At 39.5% G+C, this 19,501-nt stretch carries 24 protein-coding genes; 19 read left to right on the forward strand and 5 right to left on the reverse strand.

Features of this window, described 5'->3' with window-relative positions:
• Nucleotides 1–16: 16 nt before the first annotated feature.
• The 10 genes from panB to ABVJ71_RS02480 all read left to right on the forward strand — a co-directional run bounded on the left by panB (nt 17) and on the right by ABVJ71_RS02480 (nt 9,200).
• Entirely contained in the window at nt 17–856 is an 840-nt protein-coding gene (gene panB / locus ABVJ71_RS02435) for a 3-methyl-2-oxobutanoate hydroxymethyltransferase (RefSeq protein WP_353855443.1), read from the forward strand.
• Nucleotides 853–1,719 (forward strand): pantoate--beta-alanine ligase, encoded by an 867-nt coding sequence (gene panC, locus ABVJ71_RS02440; RefSeq protein ID WP_353855444.1) that lies wholly within the window; start codon nt 853–855, stop codon nt 1,717–1,719. Before panB ends, panC begins: the two co-directional genes overlap by 4 nt.
• Complete coding sequence (gene panD, locus ABVJ71_RS02445) at nt 1,712–2,095, forward strand: aspartate 1-decarboxylase (protein ID WP_353855445.1); 384 nt, start codon at nt 1,712–1,714, stop codon at nt 2,093–2,095. The genes panC and panD overlap by 8 nt, the downstream gene beginning before the upstream one ends.
• A gap of 118 nt (nt 2,096–2,213) precedes the next feature.
• Complete coding sequence (gene dinG / locus ABVJ71_RS02450) at nt 2,214–5,006, forward strand: ATP-dependent DNA helicase DinG (RefSeq protein WP_353855446.1); 2,793 nt, start codon at nt 2,214–2,216, stop codon at nt 5,004–5,006.
• A 132-nt stretch (nt 5,007–5,138) separates the two neighbouring features.
• Nucleotides 5,139–5,309, forward strand: a complete 171-nt coding sequence (locus tag ABVJ71_RS02455; protein WP_008344594.1) for a YpmA family protein — start codon at nt 5,139–5,141, stop codon at nt 5,307–5,309.
• Between the two features lie 12 nt (nt 5,310–5,321).
• A complete protein-coding gene (gene tseB, locus ABVJ71_RS02460; protein ID WP_353855447.1) occupies nt 5,322–5,807 on the forward strand; it encodes a cell wall elongation/penicillin-binding protein regulator TseB in 486 nt (161 codons plus the stop codon).
• Between the two features lie 112 nt (nt 5,808–5,919).
• Entirely contained in the window at nt 5,920–7,212 is a 1,293-nt protein-coding gene (asnS, locus tag ABVJ71_RS02465) for an asparagine--tRNA ligase (protein ID WP_353855448.1), read from the forward strand.
• Nucleotides 7,213–7,309: 97 nt separating this feature from the next.
• Complete coding sequence (locus ABVJ71_RS02470; RefSeq protein ID WP_353855449.1) at nt 7,310–8,014, forward strand: DnaD domain-containing protein; 705 nt, start codon at nt 7,310–7,312, stop codon at nt 8,012–8,014.
• Nucleotides 8,015–8,031: 17 nt separating this feature from the next.
• Nucleotides 8,032–8,694: an endonuclease III gene (nth, locus tag ABVJ71_RS02475; protein ID WP_353856527.1), complete on the forward strand. Its 663-nt coding sequence runs from the start codon at nt 8,032–8,034 to the stop codon at nt 8,692–8,694.
• Nucleotides 8,691–9,200, forward strand: a complete 510-nt coding sequence (locus ABVJ71_RS02480; protein WP_353855450.1) for a YpoC family protein — start codon at nt 8,691–8,693, stop codon at nt 9,198–9,200. The genes nth and ABVJ71_RS02480 overlap by 4 nt, the downstream gene beginning before the upstream one ends.
• A 37-nt stretch (nt 9,201–9,237) precedes the next feature.
• Here ABVJ71_RS02480 and ABVJ71_RS02485 read toward each other — a convergent pair whose 3' ends face one another.
• Together ABVJ71_RS02485 and recU are read right to left on the reverse strand one after the other, a co-directional pair.
• The gene (locus tag ABVJ71_RS02485; RefSeq protein ID WP_353855451.1) at nt 9,238–11,946 is read right to left on the reverse strand and encodes a PBP1A family penicillin-binding protein; all 2,709 of its coding nucleotides are present in this window, start codon (nt 11,944–11,946) and stop codon (nt 9,238–9,240) included.
• A 19-nt stretch (nt 11,947–11,965) separates the two neighbouring features.
• Complete coding sequence (gene recU, locus ABVJ71_RS02490; RefSeq protein WP_353856528.1) at nt 11,966–12,601, reverse strand: Holliday junction resolvase RecU; 636 nt, start codon at nt 12,599–12,601, stop codon at nt 11,966–11,968.
• A 50-nt stretch (nt 12,602–12,651) separates the two neighbouring features.
• Here recU and ABVJ71_RS02495 point away from each other — a divergent pair, with 50 nt between their 5' ends.
• On the forward strand, nt 12,652–13,608 hold the full coding sequence (locus ABVJ71_RS02495; RefSeq protein WP_353856529.1) for a DUF2515 domain-containing protein: 957 nt from the start codon (nt 12,652–12,654) through the stop codon (nt 13,606–13,608).
• Nucleotides 13,609–13,632: 24 nt separating this feature from the next.
• Here the strand turns inward: ABVJ71_RS02495 and sspM are convergent, their stop codons facing one another.
• A complete protein-coding gene (gene sspM / locus ABVJ71_RS02500) occupies nt 13,633–13,737 on the reverse strand; it encodes an acid-soluble spore protein SspM (protein WP_353855452.1) in 105 nt (34 codons plus the stop codon).
• 67 nt (nt 13,738–13,804) lie between these two features.
• On the opposite strand from sspM, the gene ABVJ71_RS02505 reads away from it, so the two are divergent.
• From ABVJ71_RS02505 to ABVJ71_RS02520, 4 genes are all read left to right on the forward strand, one after another.
• Nucleotides 13,805–13,930 carry a hypothetical protein gene (locus ABVJ71_RS02505; protein ID WP_353855453.1) on the forward strand — a complete coding sequence of 42 codons (126 nt, stop codon included), beginning with the start codon at nt 13,805–13,807 and terminating at the stop codon, nt 13,928–13,930.
• Nucleotides 13,930–14,166, forward strand: coding sequence for a DUF5446 family protein (locus ABVJ71_RS02510; RefSeq protein ID WP_353855454.1), 237 nt, complete (start codon nt 13,930–13,932; stop codon nt 14,164–14,166). Before ABVJ71_RS02505 ends, ABVJ71_RS02510 begins: the two co-directional genes overlap by 1 nt.
• Nucleotides 14,167–14,214: 48 nt before the next feature.
• Nucleotides 14,215–14,598 (forward strand): YppE family protein, encoded by a 384-nt coding sequence (locus tag ABVJ71_RS02515; RefSeq protein ID WP_353855455.1) that lies wholly within the window; start codon nt 14,215–14,217, stop codon nt 14,596–14,598.
• A 106-nt stretch (nt 14,599–14,704) separates the two neighbouring features.
• Complete coding sequence (locus ABVJ71_RS02520; RefSeq protein ID WP_353856530.1) at nt 14,705–15,154, forward strand: YppG family protein; 450 nt, start codon at nt 14,705–14,707, stop codon at nt 15,152–15,154.
• Between the two features lie 19 nt (nt 15,155–15,173).
• On the opposite strand, the gene ABVJ71_RS02525 is transcribed toward ABVJ71_RS02520, so the two are convergent.
• On the reverse strand, nt 15,174–15,593 hold the full coding sequence (locus tag ABVJ71_RS02525) for an Hsp20/alpha crystallin family protein (RefSeq protein WP_353855456.1): 420 nt from the start codon (nt 15,591–15,593) through the stop codon (nt 15,174–15,176).
• A gap of 167 nt (nt 15,594–15,760) precedes the next feature.
• Here ABVJ71_RS02525 and ABVJ71_RS02530 point away from each other — a divergent pair, with 167 nt between their 5' ends.
• Nucleotides 15,761–16,267: a PTS glucose transporter subunit IIA gene (locus ABVJ71_RS02530; RefSeq protein ID WP_353855457.1), complete on the forward strand. Its 507-nt coding sequence runs from the start codon at nt 15,761–15,763 to the stop codon at nt 16,265–16,267.
• Between the two features lie 217 nt (nt 16,268–16,484).
• On the opposite strand, the gene ABVJ71_RS02535 is transcribed toward ABVJ71_RS02530, so the two are convergent.
• The gene (locus tag ABVJ71_RS02535) at nt 16,485–17,603 is read right to left on the reverse strand and encodes an NADH-dependent flavin oxidoreductase (protein ID WP_353856531.1); all 1,119 of its coding nucleotides are present in this window, start codon (nt 17,601–17,603) and stop codon (nt 16,485–16,487) included.
• Nucleotides 17,604–18,238: 635 nt separating this feature from the next.
• Here ABVJ71_RS02535 and ABVJ71_RS02540 point away from each other — a divergent pair.
• The 3 genes from ABVJ71_RS02540 (at nt 18,239) to gpsB (ending at nt 19,446) form a co-directional block, all read left to right on the forward strand.
• Nucleotides 18,239–18,472, forward strand: coding sequence for a CotD family spore coat protein (locus tag ABVJ71_RS02540; RefSeq protein ID WP_353855458.1), 234 nt, complete (start codon nt 18,239–18,241; stop codon nt 18,470–18,472).
• Between the two features lie 50 nt (nt 18,473–18,522).
• Nucleotides 18,523–19,065: a DUF1273 domain-containing protein gene (locus ABVJ71_RS02545; RefSeq protein ID WP_353855459.1), complete on the forward strand. Its 543-nt coding sequence runs from the start codon at nt 18,523–18,525 to the stop codon at nt 19,063–19,065.
• A gap of 75 nt (nt 19,066–19,140) precedes the next feature.
• Nucleotides 19,141–19,446: a cell division regulator GpsB gene (gene gpsB, locus ABVJ71_RS02550; RefSeq protein WP_008356836.1), complete on the forward strand. Its 306-nt coding sequence runs from the start codon at nt 19,141–19,143 to the stop codon at nt 19,444–19,446.
• The last annotated feature ends 55 nt before the right edge of the window (nt 19,447–19,501 follow it).

Below are 19,501 nucleotides of genomic sequence, written 5' to 3' on the forward strand. Positions count from 1 at the left end.
GAATGAGGAGGAACAAATGAAGACAAAACTAGATTTTCTCAAAATGAAAAAAGAAAACGAACCCATTGTGATGCTAACAGCATACGACTATCCTTCTGCGTTGCAAGCAGAAAAAGCGGAAGTTGACATGATCTTAGTTGGTGATTCACTTGGGATGGTTGTACTTGGACTTGATTCAACGGTACAAGTCACAATGGATGATATGATCCATCATACGAAAGCGGTGAAAAGAGGCGCAAAAAATACCTTTATTGTGACCGATATGCCATTTATGTCTTATCATTATTCACTGCAAGAGACGATGAAGAATGCAGCACGAATCATGCAAGAAAGTGGTGCTGATGCGCTTAAGCTGGAAGGTGGAGACGGAGTATTCGAATCCATTCAGGCATTAACAAGAGGCGGTATCCCAGTGGTCAGTCATTTAGGCCTCACACCTCAATCAGTAGGTGTACTTGGTGGATATAAAGTGCAAGGGAAAGACCTACAAAGTGCACAAAAATTGATTGATGATAGTCTGAAATGTGAGGAAGCGGGTGCAATCGCACTTGTTTTAGAATGTGTACCTGGTGAACTGACTAAACGAATTGCAGGCATGCTGACCATCCCAGTAATCGGGATTGGTGCAGGAGTGGAGGCAGATGGACAAGTACTCGTTTACCATGATGTGGTAGGGTACGGGGTGGCTAGAACACCTAAATTTGTGAAACAATACGCGCACATTGATTCAGTGCTAGAAGATGCGCTTATTCAATATACAAAAGAAGTAAAAGCTCGCCAATTCCCAGAAGCAGCACATACGTTTCATGTGAAAGAAGAAGTTCTCGACGGTTTATATGGAGGAATGAAGAAATGAAAGTTGTCACACATATTCGCGAGCTAAAAGAACTAATTCGAATGAATCAAAGGAAGCAGCATTCAGTTGGTTTTGTGCCTACAATGGGGTTCCTTCATGAAGGTCATCTCCAGCTAGCAAAAGAGGCAAGAGAGCAAAATGACGTTGTGGTGATGAGTATTTTTGTCAATCCTTTGCAGTTTGGACCGAATGAAGACTTCGAGTCGTATCCTAGAGATATAAAAAGAGACCAGTGTCTAGCAGAGGCAATAGGAGTGGATATTTTATTTACCCCTGATGTAAAGGAAATGTATAAAGAGAAACCATCCGTTACCGTGTCTGTTCAAAAAAGAACGGATGTATTATGCGGGAAGAAGCGTCCAGGACATTTTGATGGGGTTGCGACAGTATTGACAAAGTTATTTCATCTTGTTGAACCTACGAAAGTGTACTTTGGTCTTAAGGATGCACAACAAGTCGCTGTGATTGATGCCATGATGGAAGACTTCTTCTTTGACATTCAACTCGTGTCTGTACCAACAGTGCGTGAAGAGGACGGTTTAGCGAAGAGTTCAAGAAATGTTTATTTGTCTGAAGCAGAAAGACAGGAAGCACCAACCCTTTTTCAGGCATTAAAGCGAGGACAAACTGCTGTTGAAAATGGCGAACGAGATCCTAAGCGAGTTCATCAACTCATAGAGAAAGAGCTCCTAAAAACAAGTGGTGAGATTGATTACATTGGCATTTATTCATATCCTCACCTTGAACCACTTCAAAGCCTGGCGGGTCAAGTCATTATTGCGATTGCAGTTAAATTCTCTAAGGCAAGACTGATTGATAATGTGATTTTCCATGTTCCTGAAAGCGGTGAAAAACATGTATAGAACCTTTATGACTTCGAAGCTCCATAAAGCGATTGTGACAGAAGCGAATTTACATTATGTAGGAAGTATTACAATTGACGAAGATTTACTTGATGCAGCAGGCATGATGGCAAATGAGAAAGTTCAAATTGTCAATAATCATAATGGGGCACGACTTGAAACATATATTATCCCTGGTGAGAGAAAAAGCGGCGTCATATGCTTAAATGGTGCTGCGGCTAGATTAGTGCAGCCAGGAGATGAAATCATCATTATTGCTTATGGCATGTTGTCGGAAGAAGAAGCGAAGGCGCATACGCCTAAAGTGGTTGTGCTAAATAAACAAAATCAAATTGAACAAATAATTGGGCATGAGCCTGCGAGAACGATTTTGTAACGCAAGCTTACACATACAGAACAGCTTCACTTTTAGAGGAGCTGTTCTGTATGTCATAATCCATTGCCCAAAACGTATTTCACATTGGGTGGAACGTAGGAATTGAGGTGTCCATTTTATGACCGATCAAAGGTTTGTTGTCGTTGATATTGAAACCACCGGGAATTCACCTAAAAAGGGTGATAAAATCATTCAAATCGCTGCGGTGGTAATTGAAAATGGACAAATTGTAGAACGGTATTCAAAATATGTAAACCCAGGAAAGACGATCCCTGGATTTATTGAACAACTGACAGGCATTAAACAGCACATGGTCGACGGTGCGGTTTTCTTTGAAGACATTGCCCAAGAGGTGTATGACCTGATACATGGTGCTTATTTTGTTGCGCACAATGTTCATTTTGACTTAAATTTTTTAAATGATGAACTGAAAGGATGCGGGATAAATGAGCTGGATGTACTAGCAATTGATACAGTTGAGATTTCTAGAATTCTTTATCCTGAGCTTGAGGGTTACAAGTTAACTGAATTAAGTGAAGAGCTCATGCTTCCACATGACCACCCGCACCGGGCGGATAGTGATGCGGAAGTTACTGCCATGTTATTTTTAACGCTGTTACATAAATTAGAGAATACACCGGCGAGCGTATTAAAGCAGCTTCGCAGGTTATCACAATATCTCCTAAGTGATATTGAATTTTTGATTAAGCAGCTAGAAACAACTCATACGACATGTAGGCAATCTCTAGTTGAAGTTGGTTCGTTTGCTATTAAAGATGCGGCCAAAACATCAAATGAAACGACACATTCTGTAGAAGCTGATGATCAGTGGTTATTTGAAGAGGCAAAAGAAAAACTCCCGCAAATGTTAGAAGGATATAAGGTCAGAGAAGGTCAGCTTACGATGATGAATAAAGTGAGAGAGGTTTTTCATGAAAGAGCTTATGCGTTAATTGAAGCAGCGCCCGGCATTGGCAAGACCCTTGCTTATTTAATTCCGGCTGCCTTAGAGGCAAAGAAATCTGGAAAACCAGTCATTATTAGTACATACTCTATTCTCTTACAGCAACAAATGCTCGAGCGTGATGTGCCTATTTTGCATAAATTACTGCCATTTGAGCCGGTCGCTTGTGTATTTAAAGGGAGAGCACATTATATTTGTTTAGATAAGTTTGAGCATGTCCTGCATGAGGAAGATGATAACTATGATGTGGTCTTAACAAAAGCACAAATATTAATGTGGTTGCTTGAGACAGATACGGGAGACTTGTCTGAACTCAATTTACCGTCAGGAGCTGCGAATATAAAGGATCGAATATCCTGCGTGCATATGCCGTTTACATCGAAGAAGCGACGCTTTAAGGAATATTGTTTTTATGAACGGGCAAAAAGAAGGGCACGAACAGCTAATTTAATTTTAACCAATCACCGCCTGCTTTTATCAAAAACTGAATCATCATCCATATTTGACCATGCAGACGTATATGTCATTGACGAGGCCCATCATTTTGAGAAAACAGCAAATGAAACACTTGGTGACAGCATTTCTTACGTTCAACTGCATGCAAAATTGACACAGCTTGGCTCATTGCAAGGCGGACTCTTCAAGAAACTAAAAAACAGATTCTATGCTTCGGGATTAAAAACGGACACATTTATGGAAATGGATGAGTATCTTCATCAACTTCAGATGGAAAGCGATGCATTTTTTAGTACAGTACACGCTTTTGTCAAAAAGACAAAACCAAAAACGGACATCAATCGTCTCATTTATAGGGTGCGCCATTATTCGAAACATGCACAATGGAAGCGGATTAAAGAGACAGCGAGTCAGTTGTGTTCATTATTCATTGCTTGTGAGAAGTTGTATGAGCAGCAAAAAAACGAATGGCTTCAGCAAGAGGATTTTCTGACAGATGATGATGCATTTGAGGCGGAGGAATACGACCAAGTCATGGCGTTCATGCATACATTTTGCAATACGCTGTACCGGTTTATTTTCGAACCACAAAATGATGAAACAGTTTGGATAGAGATTGATGCCAAAGGTGCTAAAAATGCTGTATTCATGTATGCACAGCCGTTAGATACAGGAGAATTACTCGCTGATCGATTTTTTATGAATAAAAAAAGTGTCGTTCTCACATCAGGAACTTTGACAGTCAATCACCGCTTTGATTACTGTATAGAGCGATTTGGACTTCAAGATTTTTACCCAAAGCTTGTCAAAATTGATTCGCCGTTTGAACTTGAGAAACAGCTCACTGTCGTCGTTCCGGCTGACATGCCAGCAATCACAAACCGTGATGAAAAGGATTATGCGAAACATGTGGCCAAGTATATAAAAATTATGGAAAAACAACACCATGCTAAAATATTGGTGCTGTTTAATTCACATGAAATGTTAAAAGCAGCTTATGAAGAGCTTAAAACAGAAGGAATGCAATCGACTTTGTTTGCCCAAGGGCTGACAGGTGGGAGTCCTGTGAAATTGACGAAAATGTTCAAACTATCAAAGCAAGCAATATTGCTTGGTGCAGGGAGCTTTTGGGAAGGAGTGGATTTTCCAGGCTCTGAGCTGACAACAGTGATTATGGCAAGGCTTCCTTTCCGGCCGCCTGATTCACCGCTGATTGAAGCGAAATGTGAAGAGGCTAAGAAACAAGGAAAAAATCCATTTAAAGTTGTGGCTCTCCCTGAGGCAGTGTTAACCTTTAAGCAAGGCGCAGGTCGCTTGCTTCGTTCTGAAAAAGACATAGGCACATTGCTCATTTTAGATCGACGAGTGAAAACTGCTTCATATGGAAAATTATTTTTAGAATCACTTCCTCATGCGCCTGTACATGAAATGTCAAAGGAGTCGCTTATTGCGTATATAGAGAAGCTAAACAACGAAAAGCCGCTGTCATAAGCGGCCTTTAGCTGGTGTGGGTTCGGAGTTATTTTATTGTAACGGCTTCTGTGGTTCCGTTGTAAAAATAGTATCGGTTCTCGCGTTGAAAAGTATGACTAACAATATTTACGTAACTAGGAGGAATTAGAAGTGGAAAGTAAAATAGAGGTGCTTTCAACTGTTCAAATTAAGCATTCAGAAGATCTTTATAAAATTGTCGACTTACTGAACAGAACGCTTAAGAGAGAGGATCTCATGTTTGGTTTAGCATTAGATCAAGAAGATCAAAATCAGGCGATATTTACAATTTATCGCACATAGGGGAAGCATGATATGAAAAAAATAATTTGGATGATCTCGTCAATTGTCGTCCTCTTTTTACTGATCGGTATCATGAGCTTTACATGGATTTATCAGAGCGCCATGAGTCAAAAAGAACAAGGGCATGAGGCTGCCATTGAACGAGCAAAAGAAAAAGCAAAATTAGTACAGGTTGAACAGGTCGAAACTTTTGTAGGAAAAGAAAAACAATTTATTGTAAAAGGTGTAAACAATCAAAAAGAAACGACCTATGTATGGGTTCCAGCCAGCAAAAATGAAAAAGTGATTGCCAAGACGGCAAAAGAAGGAATTACTTCGGATCAAGCAGTACAAGCCGTTAAAAAGGAAAACACTGTCACTACATTAAAAGACGTCAAATTAGCAAGAGAAGGTGACGTTCTGCTTTGGGAAGTGACTTATTTAAATGAAAATAATCAATATAGCTTTAGCTATGTTGACTTTACGACTGGCCAAGTGGAAAAAAATTTAACACCTTAGTTTCTCCCATCTTGCGTTGACCACGCTGTTTTAGAACGGTTATAATAAAATGTATGAAAAAAATCACACCTGACTTAAGGGTAAGGTTTTTCTGGCTTTGGAGGGGAAATAGTTGAAATCAACCATTAATCAAGTATATAAACACGTCGATGAAGAAGTGACAATCGGCGCATGGATTGCCAATAAACGATCTAGCGGAAAAATTGCATTCTTGCAGCTGCGTGACGGGACAGGCTTTATTCAAGGAGTCGTTGTGAAAACAGAGGTTGAAGAGGATGTCTTTCAGCTTGCGAAATCCGTCACACAAGAAACATCTGTATATGTGACGGGACAAGTCACAAAAGATGAGCGTTCACCATTTGGTTTCGAGTTGCAAGTAAAATCCATTGAGGTGATCCACGAAGCAAAGAATTATCCAATTACACCAAAAGAACATGGAACAGAGTTCTTAATGGATCATCGACATCTTTGGCTGCGTTCGAAAAAACAGCATGCCATGATGAAAATCCGGAACGAAATTATTCGTGCTACATATGAGTTTTTCCATCAGGAGGGCTTTGTCAAGGTTGATCCGCCAATTTTAACAGGAAGTGCTCCAGAAGGAACAACTGAGCTGTTCGCAACCAAATATTTTGATGAGGATGCTTATTTGTCGCAAAGTGGGCAACTTTATATGGAAGCTGCTGCAATGGCACTAGGAAAAGTATTTTCATTTGGTCCAACATTTAGAGCTGAAAAATCTAAAACAAAACGTCATTTAATCGAATTTTGGATGATTGAGCCGGAGATGGCCTTTGTTGAATTTAATGAAAACCTTGAATATCAAGAAAAATACGTTTCTCACATTGTACAAAGTGTGCTAGAAAATTGTAAAGTTGAACTGCATACACTTGGCCGTGATACTGAAAAATTAGAAAAGATTAAAGCACCATTCCCACGCATCACGTATGATGAAGCCATTAAATTCTTGCAGGATAAAGGATTTAATGACATTGAATGGGGAGATGACTTTGGTGCACCTCATGAAACAGCAATCGCTGAAAGTTATGATAAACCAGTGTTCATTACACATTACCCAACATCATTAAAACCGTTTTATATGCAGCCTGCGCCAGATCGTGATGACGTGGTGCTTTGTGCAGACTTAATTGCACCAGAAGGTTACGGTGAAATTATCGGCGGTTCTGAGCGTATTCATGATTTAGATTTGCTAGAAGCAAGATTAAAAGAGCACGGATTAGATCAAGAAACATACAAATGGTACACAGAATTAAGACAATATGGGTCTGTACCGCATTCAGGTTTCGGTCTTGGACTTGAACGAACAGTCGCATGGATTAGTGGAGCACCGCATGTACGTGAAACCATTCCATTCCCAAGATTATTAAACCGTTTATATCCATAAGACAAGAAAGCCTCCAATCAATGGGGGCTTTTTCAAACGTCTTTTGACAGGCACGTGAAATAAAACGTGATATACTGAATGTGAAGAGGTGTATCCGATGAACAGGCAGCAATTTATTGAAATGCAGCAAAAGGGGTCAACTAGTTTACCTAATTTGTTAATTGCTCATTATGAGCAATTAGGACTAAATGAAACACAAATGATGGTGATGTTAAAAATTAAGATGAATGAAGAACAAGGCGTTTTCTTTCAAACGTTTGAAGAGCTTTCTGCTGGTATGACCATTTCAGCTGAAGAGTGTGCCAATATGGTTCAGCAGTTAATTCAAAAAGGGTTTATATCGATTCAACCATTTGAAGATCGGTCTGGTATTCAGCATGATCGATATTCGATAGAGCCTTTATGGGGCATGTTATACGACTTTCTAGAGGCAAAACAGGTCAAAGAAAAACAAATGAACCATATTGAAGAAGAAAAGTCTTTATATTCATTATTTGAAGAGGAGTTTGGAAGACCGCTCTCTCCACTTGAAGGAGAAACACTTTCGATCTGGATGGATCAAGACCATCATGATGCCGCGATGATTCGTTTAGCCCTAAGAGAAGCGGTCTTATCAGGAAAATTAAATTTTCGCTATATAGACCGAATTTTATTTGAATGGAAAAAGAAAGGGCTGAAAACAGCTGAAGAAGCGAAAGAGCATAGCCAGCATTTCCGTTCACAGCGAAAACCAATGCAACCCAAAGAAGATGCTTCATCTTATAAACGACAAGTTCCTTTTTATAATTGGCTGGAACAATAATCAATAAAGGAGAAGGCATGTTATCAAAAAAACAAATCAATGAGTGTTTAGAAGTCATAGGAGAAATGTTTCCGGAGGCTGAGTGTGAGCTTGTTCATTCTAACCCATTTGAACTTGTGATCGCCGTTTTACTATCGGCTCAATGTACAGATGTTCTTGTGAACAAAGTGACGAAAACACTTTTTCAAAAATATAAAACACCAGAAGACTATTTAAGTGTCCCTCTTGAAGAATTACAGCAAGATATTCGCTCGATCGGTCTTTACCGTAATAAAGCTAAAAACATCCAAAAATTAAGCGAAATGCTCATTGAAGAATATGGCGGTGAAGTGCCGAAAGACAGGGATGAGCTTGTAAAGCTTCCTGGTGTTGGTCGAAAAACAGCAAATGTCGTTGTGTCAGTTGCTTTCGGAATTCCGGCAATTGCTGTAGACACCCATGTAGAGCGTGTCAGCAAACGGCTTGGTATTTGCCGTTGGAAGGACTCTGTACTCGAAGTAGAGCAGACGTTGATGAAGAAAGTACCAAAAGAAGATTGGTCAGTGACACATCATCGTTTAATTTTTTTTGGCAGATATCATTGCAAAGCGCAGCGGCCGCAATGTGAATCCTGTCCGCTTCTTGATATGTGTAGAGAAGGACAGAAGAGGCTAAAAAAAGGGTTGGTGAAGCTGGCATGAGTGCAGCAAGTGTTTTCACGTCATATGTTGAGATGCTGAAAGATAAAAGGGTCGAGGCTTCAGGTGAGCCAATTGAAATCTTGAGAGCAAATCCGCTGGCGTTTGATTTATATCCAGACCTTTTTGCTGGTGAGCTTCCTTGGAAGCAAGCAGAAGAATATGTTCCTGTGATATTTGAGCTTTGGGATGAATTAAAAGCAAAAATGCTTCCAAGCTTTGAAACAAGGAAATCGCGCTGTGAGCAGGAAGATATGCTAAAAGGGATCGTCAGTATGATTGCCGCCTTTTATTGGATAAAAGGTCAGCGCCTTGCAACATTAGAATGGGAAGAAGTCAAACAAGAAACGTTTCCTGTTGCACCAATTAATTGGACAGAGCGATTAGATTTCATTTTGTTGAAACCTACCCAATACCACTGTTTGATACAATTGGACGAGCTTTATACAGAACTGAAAAAACAGTATGGAAAGTACAAAGCAATAAAAAAGCGAAAACAAACACGTTAAAAAAAGCACTTGCCTACCTGCGGCAAGTGCTTTTTTGTTATTCATCTTCTTTTCGAGAAGTAGAGTTAGCTTGTGTATTTGAACTTTGCGAATTGGCTTTAGAATTACTATTCTTTTTATCTTTATTGTTGCTGTCATTCTGTGAGCTGTTGTTTCCATTTGAGCTGTCTGACCCACTATCGGAATCGTTATTGCCGTTATCCGTATTTCCAGTTTCACCTTGATTATCTTGATTTTTTTGATCATCTGGTTTCTGCTCGTCTGTTGCTGGAGGTTGATTTTTGTTATCGTCCGTTTCGTCTGTCTGCTCATCATCTGGCTGTTTTGGCTCTTCTTCTTTGTTTTCATCATCCACTTTCTCTTCCTCTTTTTCATCATCTTTAATGGTCAGGAAGGTAGAGGCTGCTTGACTTGTGACACCATCTACAGTGGCTGTCACTTGGAATTTATACGTTGAGCCAGGTTTCACATCAGAGATGACAGCTTCTTTAGCAGAACTGTTTTGAATCTCTTTATAGCCGCCGTTATCAACAGCCTGCTGCACATGAAATGTCGCATCAGCATCATCATCGTAACCCCAAGAAAGTGTGATAGATTTTTTCTCTTCATCATACACAGCTTTTAGATCAGATGGTTTATCAGCTTCTTTTTTCTCATAAGTGTCAGATACTTTTGAAGGAGCGGTTCCTTTAACAAAGTATTCCGTTGTCTTCTTGTCACTAGGCGTGTTCGGTCCTGCTAATTTCGCAGGGTCAGAACCTTTTTCAATGGTTGCTTCCACAACACTGTCTGGTTTTTCAAATGAGCCACTTCCATCATCAATTTGAGAAATTAATTGTCGGAAGACGATTTTTGCAACGCGTTGTTCATTATGTGTTAACCATATTTTACCGTCTGCTTCTTTTGAATTGCCGATTCCCGTCCAAACGGCTGCTGTATACTGCGGAGTATAGCCAACAAACCAAGAATCTTTTGCACCGCCAGAAGGGATATTATATTTATTGACATCATCTTGCGTAAAGTTGGTTGTTCCTGTTTTACCAGCAACCTCAACATTTGGTACTTGTGCAAGTGTACCTGTTCCAGATTGTACAGCTGTTTTCAGCATATCAGTGATCATAAAGGCAGTATAATCACTCATCGCCGCTTTAGCTTCTGGCGTTAAGTCAAGTTTCGTTCCATCGTTAAATTCAACTGAAGTCACTGCATGCGGTTCGTTATAGTATCCATTATTACCGAACGCACTAAAAGCGCCAGCCATCTTTAAAGAAGAAACACCTTCGTCAAATCCCCCGATTGAGTAGGATTCTGGAATGTCAGAAGGTAAATCCATGCCTAAATTGTTTGCAAATTGAACGGCATTATCTGTACCGGCTGCTTGGAATGCTTTTAGAGCAGGGATGTTTCGTGATTGTGCTAGAGCACTTCTCATTGACATCTTTCCTAAATGTCTTCTGTCAAAGTTGTTAATCGGTGTACCATTTGAATACGTATATGGCGCATCATCAATTTGTTGATACGTCGACCATTTTTTGTTTTCAATGACTGGACCGTAATCTAAGATTGGTTTAATCGTTGAGCCAGGCTGACGTTTTGCATCAATTGCATAGTTAAAGCCGCCGACTGGAACATCACGTCCGCCGCCAATGGCGCGGATTTCACCATTTTTGGTATCAAGCAGGGTGACGCCCGCCTGCATCCCTTTTGTAAACCCGGCAGTATCTCCATTGATGATGCTGTCTAATTGATCTTGCGCATTTGTATCAAGTGTTGTGTGAATTTTTAATCCATCGGTTGATACATCCACTTTGGCTTTTTTCTGAACTTCTTCCATCACTTCTTCAATGAAAGGAGAGTATTTACTTGAGTTTTGTCTGTTGTATTTATCAGCTGAGACCACCGTCTTGCTGACAGGTGTCGCTTTTGCTTTTTCATACTCTTTATTTGTAATATACCCTTGTTTTTTCATTAAGCTTAAAACGATGTTACGGCGTTTTTCTGCCGCTTCAGGATGTTTGACTGGGTTATAAGCAGAAGGACTCTGCGGCATACCAGCAAGTGTTGCAGCCTGTGCAATGGATAGTTTGTTTAAATTAGTGACACCGAAAAATTGTTCAGCTGCTTTTCCAACCCCATAAGCCTGAGGTGTGAAGAAGATTCGGTTTAAATACATTTCTAATATTTCATCTTTAGAGTATTTTTGCTCAAGCTGAATGGAGAGCCATATTTCTTGCACTTTACGTTTTAAAGTTTTGTGATCGTTTAATAAGGTGTTTTTTACGACCTGCTGTGTAATGGTACTTCCACCTTCAGCACCGAAACCGTCCTCGACGTTTGCAATAAGGGCACCACCGATTCGAATAGGGTCAATCCCGTGGTGTTGATAAAAACGTGCATCCTCAGTTGCAATAAAAGCTTCTTTGACCACATCAGGTATGTCTTTAATCGAGACATACGTCCTTTTTTCTGCACCGACTTCTGCAATGACTTTGTTGTTTTTATCATAAATTTTTGAAGAATACGGTGTTTTCAGCTTACTATCATCGAGAGAAGGAGCGGTTGATGCAAAAACGGCAAAAGTTGTGATTCCGGCTACTACACAGAGAAGACCGATCACGAGTAAAGATAAACATATTTTTTTAAATAGACCTGCTTTCTTTTTGCCCTTTTTGTTCTTTTGCTTCTTCGTGTTGGTTCCTTTTGTTGCTTTTCGTCGCTGTTCACGACTTGTAAATTGATCAGACATCACATCTCAACCTTTCGTGTTAAACCTTTTTCGAACGTAATTGATGGTGATTTTCATCCGAAAAATGAAGTGTTTCCACTACTTTAATATAATCAATTCTTGGCGAATATCCAAGTGTCATTAAGTGACCAGCTTCCATTAATTCATCTTTGCTAATGGATTTTCGCCCATTTTGAATTTGCCGCTCCCAAAAGAAAAAGAGCTCAGAAGCAGGTAAATAATAAACGGAGCCAAACGCGGATATAATAACAAAACAAATACCTCCTTGCTTGACAACCTGCTTCATATGCTCAATTTGATGATCATGAAAATTTTTGAGCGGAAACGAGGTTGTACTTGTGGTTTCCTTTGCTTCGAAGTCAATATAGCGCCCTTTATAAACCCCATTATAGTCCGTTGTCGATGACTGTTTAAAATAGGCTTCTTTAATGACAGCGGCGCTCCTTTTTGGATAATCAACATTGACAATTTGAACTGGGGTAGGCTTCTTATGAATGACTGCAATCCCGTTTACCAAATAATACTGGTTGGTTTCATTTAAGTCAGCCTCAAGCGTCATTCCTCGATTACTATAAGAGGATTCGCCGCTTATTCTTTTTTTTGTTCCGATTTGTTGTACTGGCTGATACGATTTTCCGTTTGGATACCGAATCATCAAGTTTCAGCCTCCTTATTATTGCATTTTGTATTGGAGAGATGACCGTGTTGTCACATAAAGAAGAGCAACTCATTACTCAGTATATTTTACGTGAAACGAAAGCGAAAAATAAAGACAATCTGTCAAGAACAAACTCCTACAAGCGCTTTTACGATCGCCATCCAGAATTGAAATGGTCCCTACTTGCTTCCTTTGTATCCAGAAATGCTGGATGGTCGATGACGGATCTAAAGGGTGAATTATTCCATCCGGGTTTAACTGACCAACAGGGGCACATGATTTTTACAGCATATGAAAGAGCGAATTGGCTCATCTTTTCTGATGCTTATCCGCAGCTTTTGCTATATGAATGGTCGAAGCGGTGCAATGCACCTTTATTTCATCTTTTGTCTGTTTTTCGGGTCTCTCGTTTTATGCGCGCCGAGTGGGAACGATTTTGGAGAAAGCGCGACACAGAGCGTCTGCTTTATGCACTCATCATAAACGAACAATATACTATACAATCTCCTATTATACAAAATCCTCTTCTGAAAAAGAATGTTTTTCACTCAATTCAATACGCTTTCAGCGAATGGGGCCATTTTCAAACAGTCGTTTTTCCAACAATAGACGGGCATTTATACGGCATAACCATACGTAAGTTTTCAAAAGTAAAGGAGCGTATTGTATTAGGGAAAAAATTAGCCAAATTACTATTTCGAGCCGATTTGTTTCCGGATTTTTATCATTTTTTACATACTGTGCCGCACACTGGATCTCGGTTTGATTTCGAACAATATTTAGGGATCGCTAGAAGGTCAACACCTTTCTTAAGAACTGTTTATCCGGTGATGACACATTCATTAGACGATCAAAGGAAAGATTGGTTTCAAAAGAAAGTGAATCAATCGTTATTTGATGCTGAATCTTTACCAAAACAAATCGAACTGACGGAATGGTACTTCCATAAAAAAAGGCAGCTTCGTTTTCTTTTCTCATTAGAGCACTATTTTCAGCATAAATAAAAAGCAGGGGGGGGACCTGCTTTTTTACGTGGATGGACGGTTAGGACCGCCAAGCTTTTTATCCAGTTGTTCTGTACTGTTTTCTTTCTCTTTAGGGTTTTGCTCTTTTGGTGCTGGCTGCTTTTTCATGAAATCTACCTCCTTTGTCCTTAGAATTTACAGAATAAGGCGCAATCATACAAAGAAGGACAAGCACATGTCGAAAATGAAAAAAAACGCTCTTCTTCACTTAGATTGGCGATTTGCTTCTAGTTTTGTCATGTATGAAGGATGGTGTGAAAGAAAAGAGAATGTAACGAGAGACGATAAAGGAGGAATCTGATGATGAACGAATGTGTATCAAAAGAATCCATTATGCAGTTGTTAGAGGAAATCGAGCGTAAACTTGATGAAGTGGAGGCAACGCTTTCTGTTGCTGTTCAGCAAACAAAACATGAAGTAAGCCAGAAACAGGAACGAATGCTTGACCACCTTGAATTTGAAGTGAAGGAATGTGAATTGAAAATCCATACGGCAGATTATAAGCTTTCGGCAAGACCAGCGTTTCATGCTGGCTAGCTTTCATATTTGAGCAAAAAGTGAACGTTTGATAGGATGTTCATAGAGGTGAACACTTTGAATAATCAAACATTACTTGAACATACAAAAGAGCTCAGAAAATGGATAGAAGATGCTTATGAGCGGTATCAAAAGGGGAAATCTGAAGAGGAGTATCCAGCGTATGATTTTTATCAAGTCATCCAGCCGGCCGTTGTCCAATTTGAAAAGCAAATGGAGCAGTGGTTGACTGCTTCCACCCATTTTATTCATCAAGTCAAACCGAAATATTTACATCAAGAACAACTGGAAGCTGTGATGAATAATGGGAAAGAAATTGTCCTGCAATCTTATTTTGGCAAACTGCACCCCCCGCATGTGAAAAATTTAGTCGAATCAGTGATCTATACACTCAATCTTTTAATAGAAGAAATAAGAAAAAAGCGCAGTTGATGAGAAATCCTGCGTTTTTCTTATGATGACTTTAGGCACACCTTCTGTTTTCCATCATAATATAGCATTAAATCAATATGTTTTGAGATGGAGAGGAGCGAGAAAGATGTTCCCTTATTCAAACCAGCACTCTTATGAAATGAATCAATTTCAACAAGGGCCATTTCAATATCCTGAAATGCAGCAACCTCAGCAGTCTCCAGAATATCTAATGCCTCCATATCAAGCTGGAATGAGCCAGCAGCCATCTGTACAGCATCAACCGACCTATGGATACCCCGCCGGCTATCAGCCTTTTCAGCAGCCAAAGGCAATGAATCAGCCTCAGGTGCAGCAGTCAGGCATGATGCCAATGCAGCAGCCGATGAATCCTTATCCACTGCCAAGACCACAAAAACAGCAGCCATCGCAATTTAAAAGTGTGCTGTCACAATTTAAAAAATCAAATGGACAATACGACTTCAACAAAATGTTTGATACGGTTGGACAAATGATGAATGCGATGAACCAAGTCGGATCTTTAGCCAAAGGGTTTACAAGCATCTTTAAAACGTAGCAAAACCCAATAGAAGCATCTATTGGGTTGTTAGCTTTGGTGCGGTCACAATGAGGGATTGATTTTTCCATACACTTTTCATGTTTGTTTCATCTATTTTGGCAGGCATTAAAATGGTTTTGGTAAAGCTGGAATAGGAAGAGGTCATGTCTGTTTTGATTTTCTCCTGCACAGATAGGTGTAAATATTGGGACTTTACCTCAAGAGCAATATCGCCTTCGACAAAATGATCTGGAAATTGAATCTCGATATACACAAAGTGATCGTCTTCTGCCACATTGGTTGCAATGGAGGCAAGAGAATGGGACGTAGTCATGAGTGCCTCTGCACTATTTAAAATCTTGTGAAACGGGGAGGAAGCAAAAAACTGTTCGATGGCTTCATATAAGATATCTTCATTTTTCAATAAATCATATTTCTTTTTGTCTTCTTGTTCCATTTCAAATCACCTCTCATTTATAACCTATGCAAAAAAGGCTCAGGCGGTTATCAATTGAAGGAAGGAAAAAATTATGATTAAATAGTATCGAATGAAGCAAATGGTATAAATGTACCATCATACTATGAATAGAACTAGGAGCAAAGCTTGAAGGGAGCAAAATGACATTGCTGAAAAAATTATTCGCTTTCGGAAAAAAACAAGAAGATGCGAAGGAAGAAGTTATCTATTCTCCGGTTGATGGAGAATTAATGGATATGACTGACGTCCCAGACCCAGTATTTTCTCAAAAAATGATGGGGGACGGTGTGGCAGTAAAACCAAGCAATGGTGAAATTGTGTCACCAGTAGAAGGTGAAATTATTCAACTCTTCCATACGAAACATGCAATTGGTATTCGAACACTTTCAGGGCTTGAGCTTCTTATTCATATCGGACTTGAAACAGTTGGATTAAATGGTGAAGGATTTAAGGCGCACATGAAAGAAGGGGATAAAGTAAAGATCGGTGATCCTCTAATGTCATGTGATTTAGATCTTATTGAAGAGAAAGCGGCAAGTACAGTGACACCAATTGTCATTATGAATGGTGATATGATAGAACGTCTTGATAAAGAACCAAAAGGTACTGTTTCAAAGCAAACATCTAAGCTCTTTACCATTAAAGTAAAATAAAAAAGACTGTAGACAAGCTACAGTCAGGCTGTTGAAAAAGGGATAAAATGGTTTTTGATTTTAGCCCTTTTTCATCTTTTCAGTGGGAATTGAAAACCCTTGAAGAAGTCGGAAAACCCGAGCTACTGGTGCGGAGCGAATGAGTCATTCGTGAGCATCAACGCTCCAGATCAAAGTGATGGTTTGTCTATACACTGAAGACTGTAGACAAGCTATTTTAATCCTCCATCGGAACCCAGCCTTGATTCGCTTCCATGACGGTCCAAAGACCCTCTGGGATCAGATATTTGTCTTTTTGTCTACGTTTAATGACGGTTTCGATTTCATTTTCTCGTCCTTGTTTAATCTTGACAGCCCAATCCGGATCAACGATCAACTCTCGTGCAATGGCGATAAGCGGTATTCCCTGATTGTAAGCATTCAGTGCATCTTCTGCCGTAATGACGCTGCCTACACCGATAAGCGGAAGTTCATCGCCGCAGCGTTCTTTTAACAATTCCATACGTGTTTTGCTTGGATCGGCGCCGCGTCTTGCTTTAGCGTCAATTTCCATTAATGAGATATGCAGGTAATCGAGACCTTTTGTCTTTAAAGCATCGACTAATGTAAATGTTTCTGCCATCGTCAAACCAGGTGTTTCTGGTTCTTCAGGAGAAAGTCGATACCCTAGAATAAATGGTTTTGTGACGTGCTTTTCAATGCCTTCTTTTACGGCATCCACAACGGCGATAGGGAATGCAAGGCGTTTTTCATCATTTCCTCCCCATTGATCTGTCCGCTGATTACTATACGGAGAGTAGAATTGATGTAATAAATATCCGTTTGCTCCATGAATTTCAACTCCATCAAAACCAGCTTGAACAGCTCTTCTTGCAGCTTCCTTGAAGGAGTCAATAATATGTGTAATTTCCTCTTCAGTTAAAGCACGTGCGATTTGTTTTCCATCTTTGAAAACGTCACTTGGAGCCACAACATCACCATTTGGAATTAAATGCGGGAGTGCTTGAGAGCCGCCGTGATGAATTTGCAAAATCGCTTTTGTTCCTTTTGCTTGGATGGAAGAGGCCAGTTTTTTTAAACCGGGTATATCTTCATCTCTTGCAACCGAAGGCTGTCCTTCAAAGGCTTTACCATCTGGTGTGACATTGGCACAAGCTGTAATTACCATGCCCATTTCGCTTGATCTTGCTGTAATGAAATCAATCTCTTCTTTTGAAATCGTGCCATCTTCATGAGAACTGAAATGTGTCATTGGAGCAACGACCATTCGTCCATTTATTGAGACCCCGTTTGGGAATGTAAATGGTTCAAATAAAGGCTTAAATTTATTTTTCAATCTCACCATCTTCTTTCTTAATAAAATGATTCCACTATAGAAGTGTAATGGATGTGATGACAACACATCAACACATCTGCTCATAGAGGGAACAATAATTGGTCACAAGTAAAACAAGACATACTTTATTGCGAGATCAATACCTGCACTGCAGCGTGTAGACAAACCCTTGCATTTGTTATTAGGTCTGCGTGCCAGTGCTCACGAATGTCAAATTCGCTTCGCTTCCTAGACTTCAAAGGTTTTCTATCACGCTGAAAAGAAGACAAAGGGTTAAAATAAAAATCATTTTAGCCCTTTGTCAACAATCTGTGGCAATGAAATTATTGCCTAGGAAAGCGCAAAAAATGACAACGTTCGGTCCTCGACCGAAAATAAAAATTGTTTAGCACTTTTATTGTAGAAAAGTCACGAATCCTGTAAAATAGCGTTAGATATTGAATGAGGAGCGTAGAGCATGTATAAGGGTCTTTTTTACTTGTTTTTTCTTGTTGTCATTTTGATTGCTTTTGTTTTTTCGAACTATAAGGATGTTTTTCTTGCAAATTTTTAAAATAGGTTAATGCATTAGTACATGTATTCCTCTTGATTCATACATTATTAATGTAAGAAAATCAAGGAAAGGGGAATGCTACATGTACCATCATCATTGCCAACCAAATGTTACAAAGCCAATTGTTCATCCGACGAATCATTGCTGTACACACAGTGAGTCAACAACCATTGTGCCGCATATCCATCCGCAACATGTGACAAACGTCCACCATCAAAATTTCAAACATGTTCACTACTTCCCGCATACGTATTCTCAGGTGGACCCGGCAACACATCAACACTTTAACTGCGGAGGACCTTGCTGTAACAGATAAAGTGAATTGGGACTTTTTAAAGTCCCTTTTTTTAAAAAGCAGGTGAAGACATGAAAAGGATCGCTGTAACAGGGTACAAGCCATTTGAACTTGGGATATTTAAAGAAGGAGAACCTGCACTTCAGTACATAAAAGCGGAACTTCGGAAAAGATTGACTTCACTGGCAGAAGAAGGACTTGAGTGGGTCCTTATTTCAGGTCAGCTCGGCGCAGAGATTTGGACGGCCGAAGTGGTATTTGAGCTTCAAGAAGAATACCCAGCTTTAAAACTTGCTGTGATTACACCATTTTATCAACAGGAAGAGCGTTGGAATGAACAAAATAAAGAACTGTATAAAGGTGTGCTAGCAAAAGCAGATTTTGTTGAGAGTGTCTCGCATAGGCCGTATGAAAGTCCAGCACAGTTCAAACAGAAAAACCGCTTTTTTATTGAAAAAACAGAAGGCCTTCTCGTCTTATATGATCCTGAGCATGAAGGCTCTCCAAAGTATATGATCAGAGAAGCTGAGACATATGCTGATTACCCAATTATGTATATAACGATGGATGATCTAAGAGCACAAGTTGAGGCGAAAGATCCGTTTTTTAAATAAAAGCAAGAGAAAATTTGACAACGTCACGTATTTCTGAAAAAATATACTATGAATTCACGATATGAGGTGAAAAAGATGCTTGCTGATAAAGTAAAGCTTTCTGCAAAAGAAATTTTAGAAAAAGAATTTAAAACAGGTGTTAGAGGGTATAAACAAGAAGAAGTCGATAAATTTTTAGATATGGTCATTAAAGACTATGAAACATTCCATCAAGAAATCGAAAAACTTCAACAAGAAAACCTTCACTTGACGAAACAACTTGAAGAAGCAGTCGAGCAAGGAAAAAGACAGCCTGCCCAGTCCAATACAACAAACTTCGATATTTTAAAAAGACTATCTAACCTTGAGAAACACGTCTTCGGTAGCAAACTTTATGATTAATACTGAAATGGCTTGTGTAAGATGACATTGTCGTTTATAATAACGCTTGGTGATT

Source organism: Bacillus sp. Bos-x628 (assembly GCF_040500475.1).
GTDB lineage: Bacteria > Bacillota > Bacilli > Bacillales > Bacillaceae > Bacillus > Bacillus maqinnsis.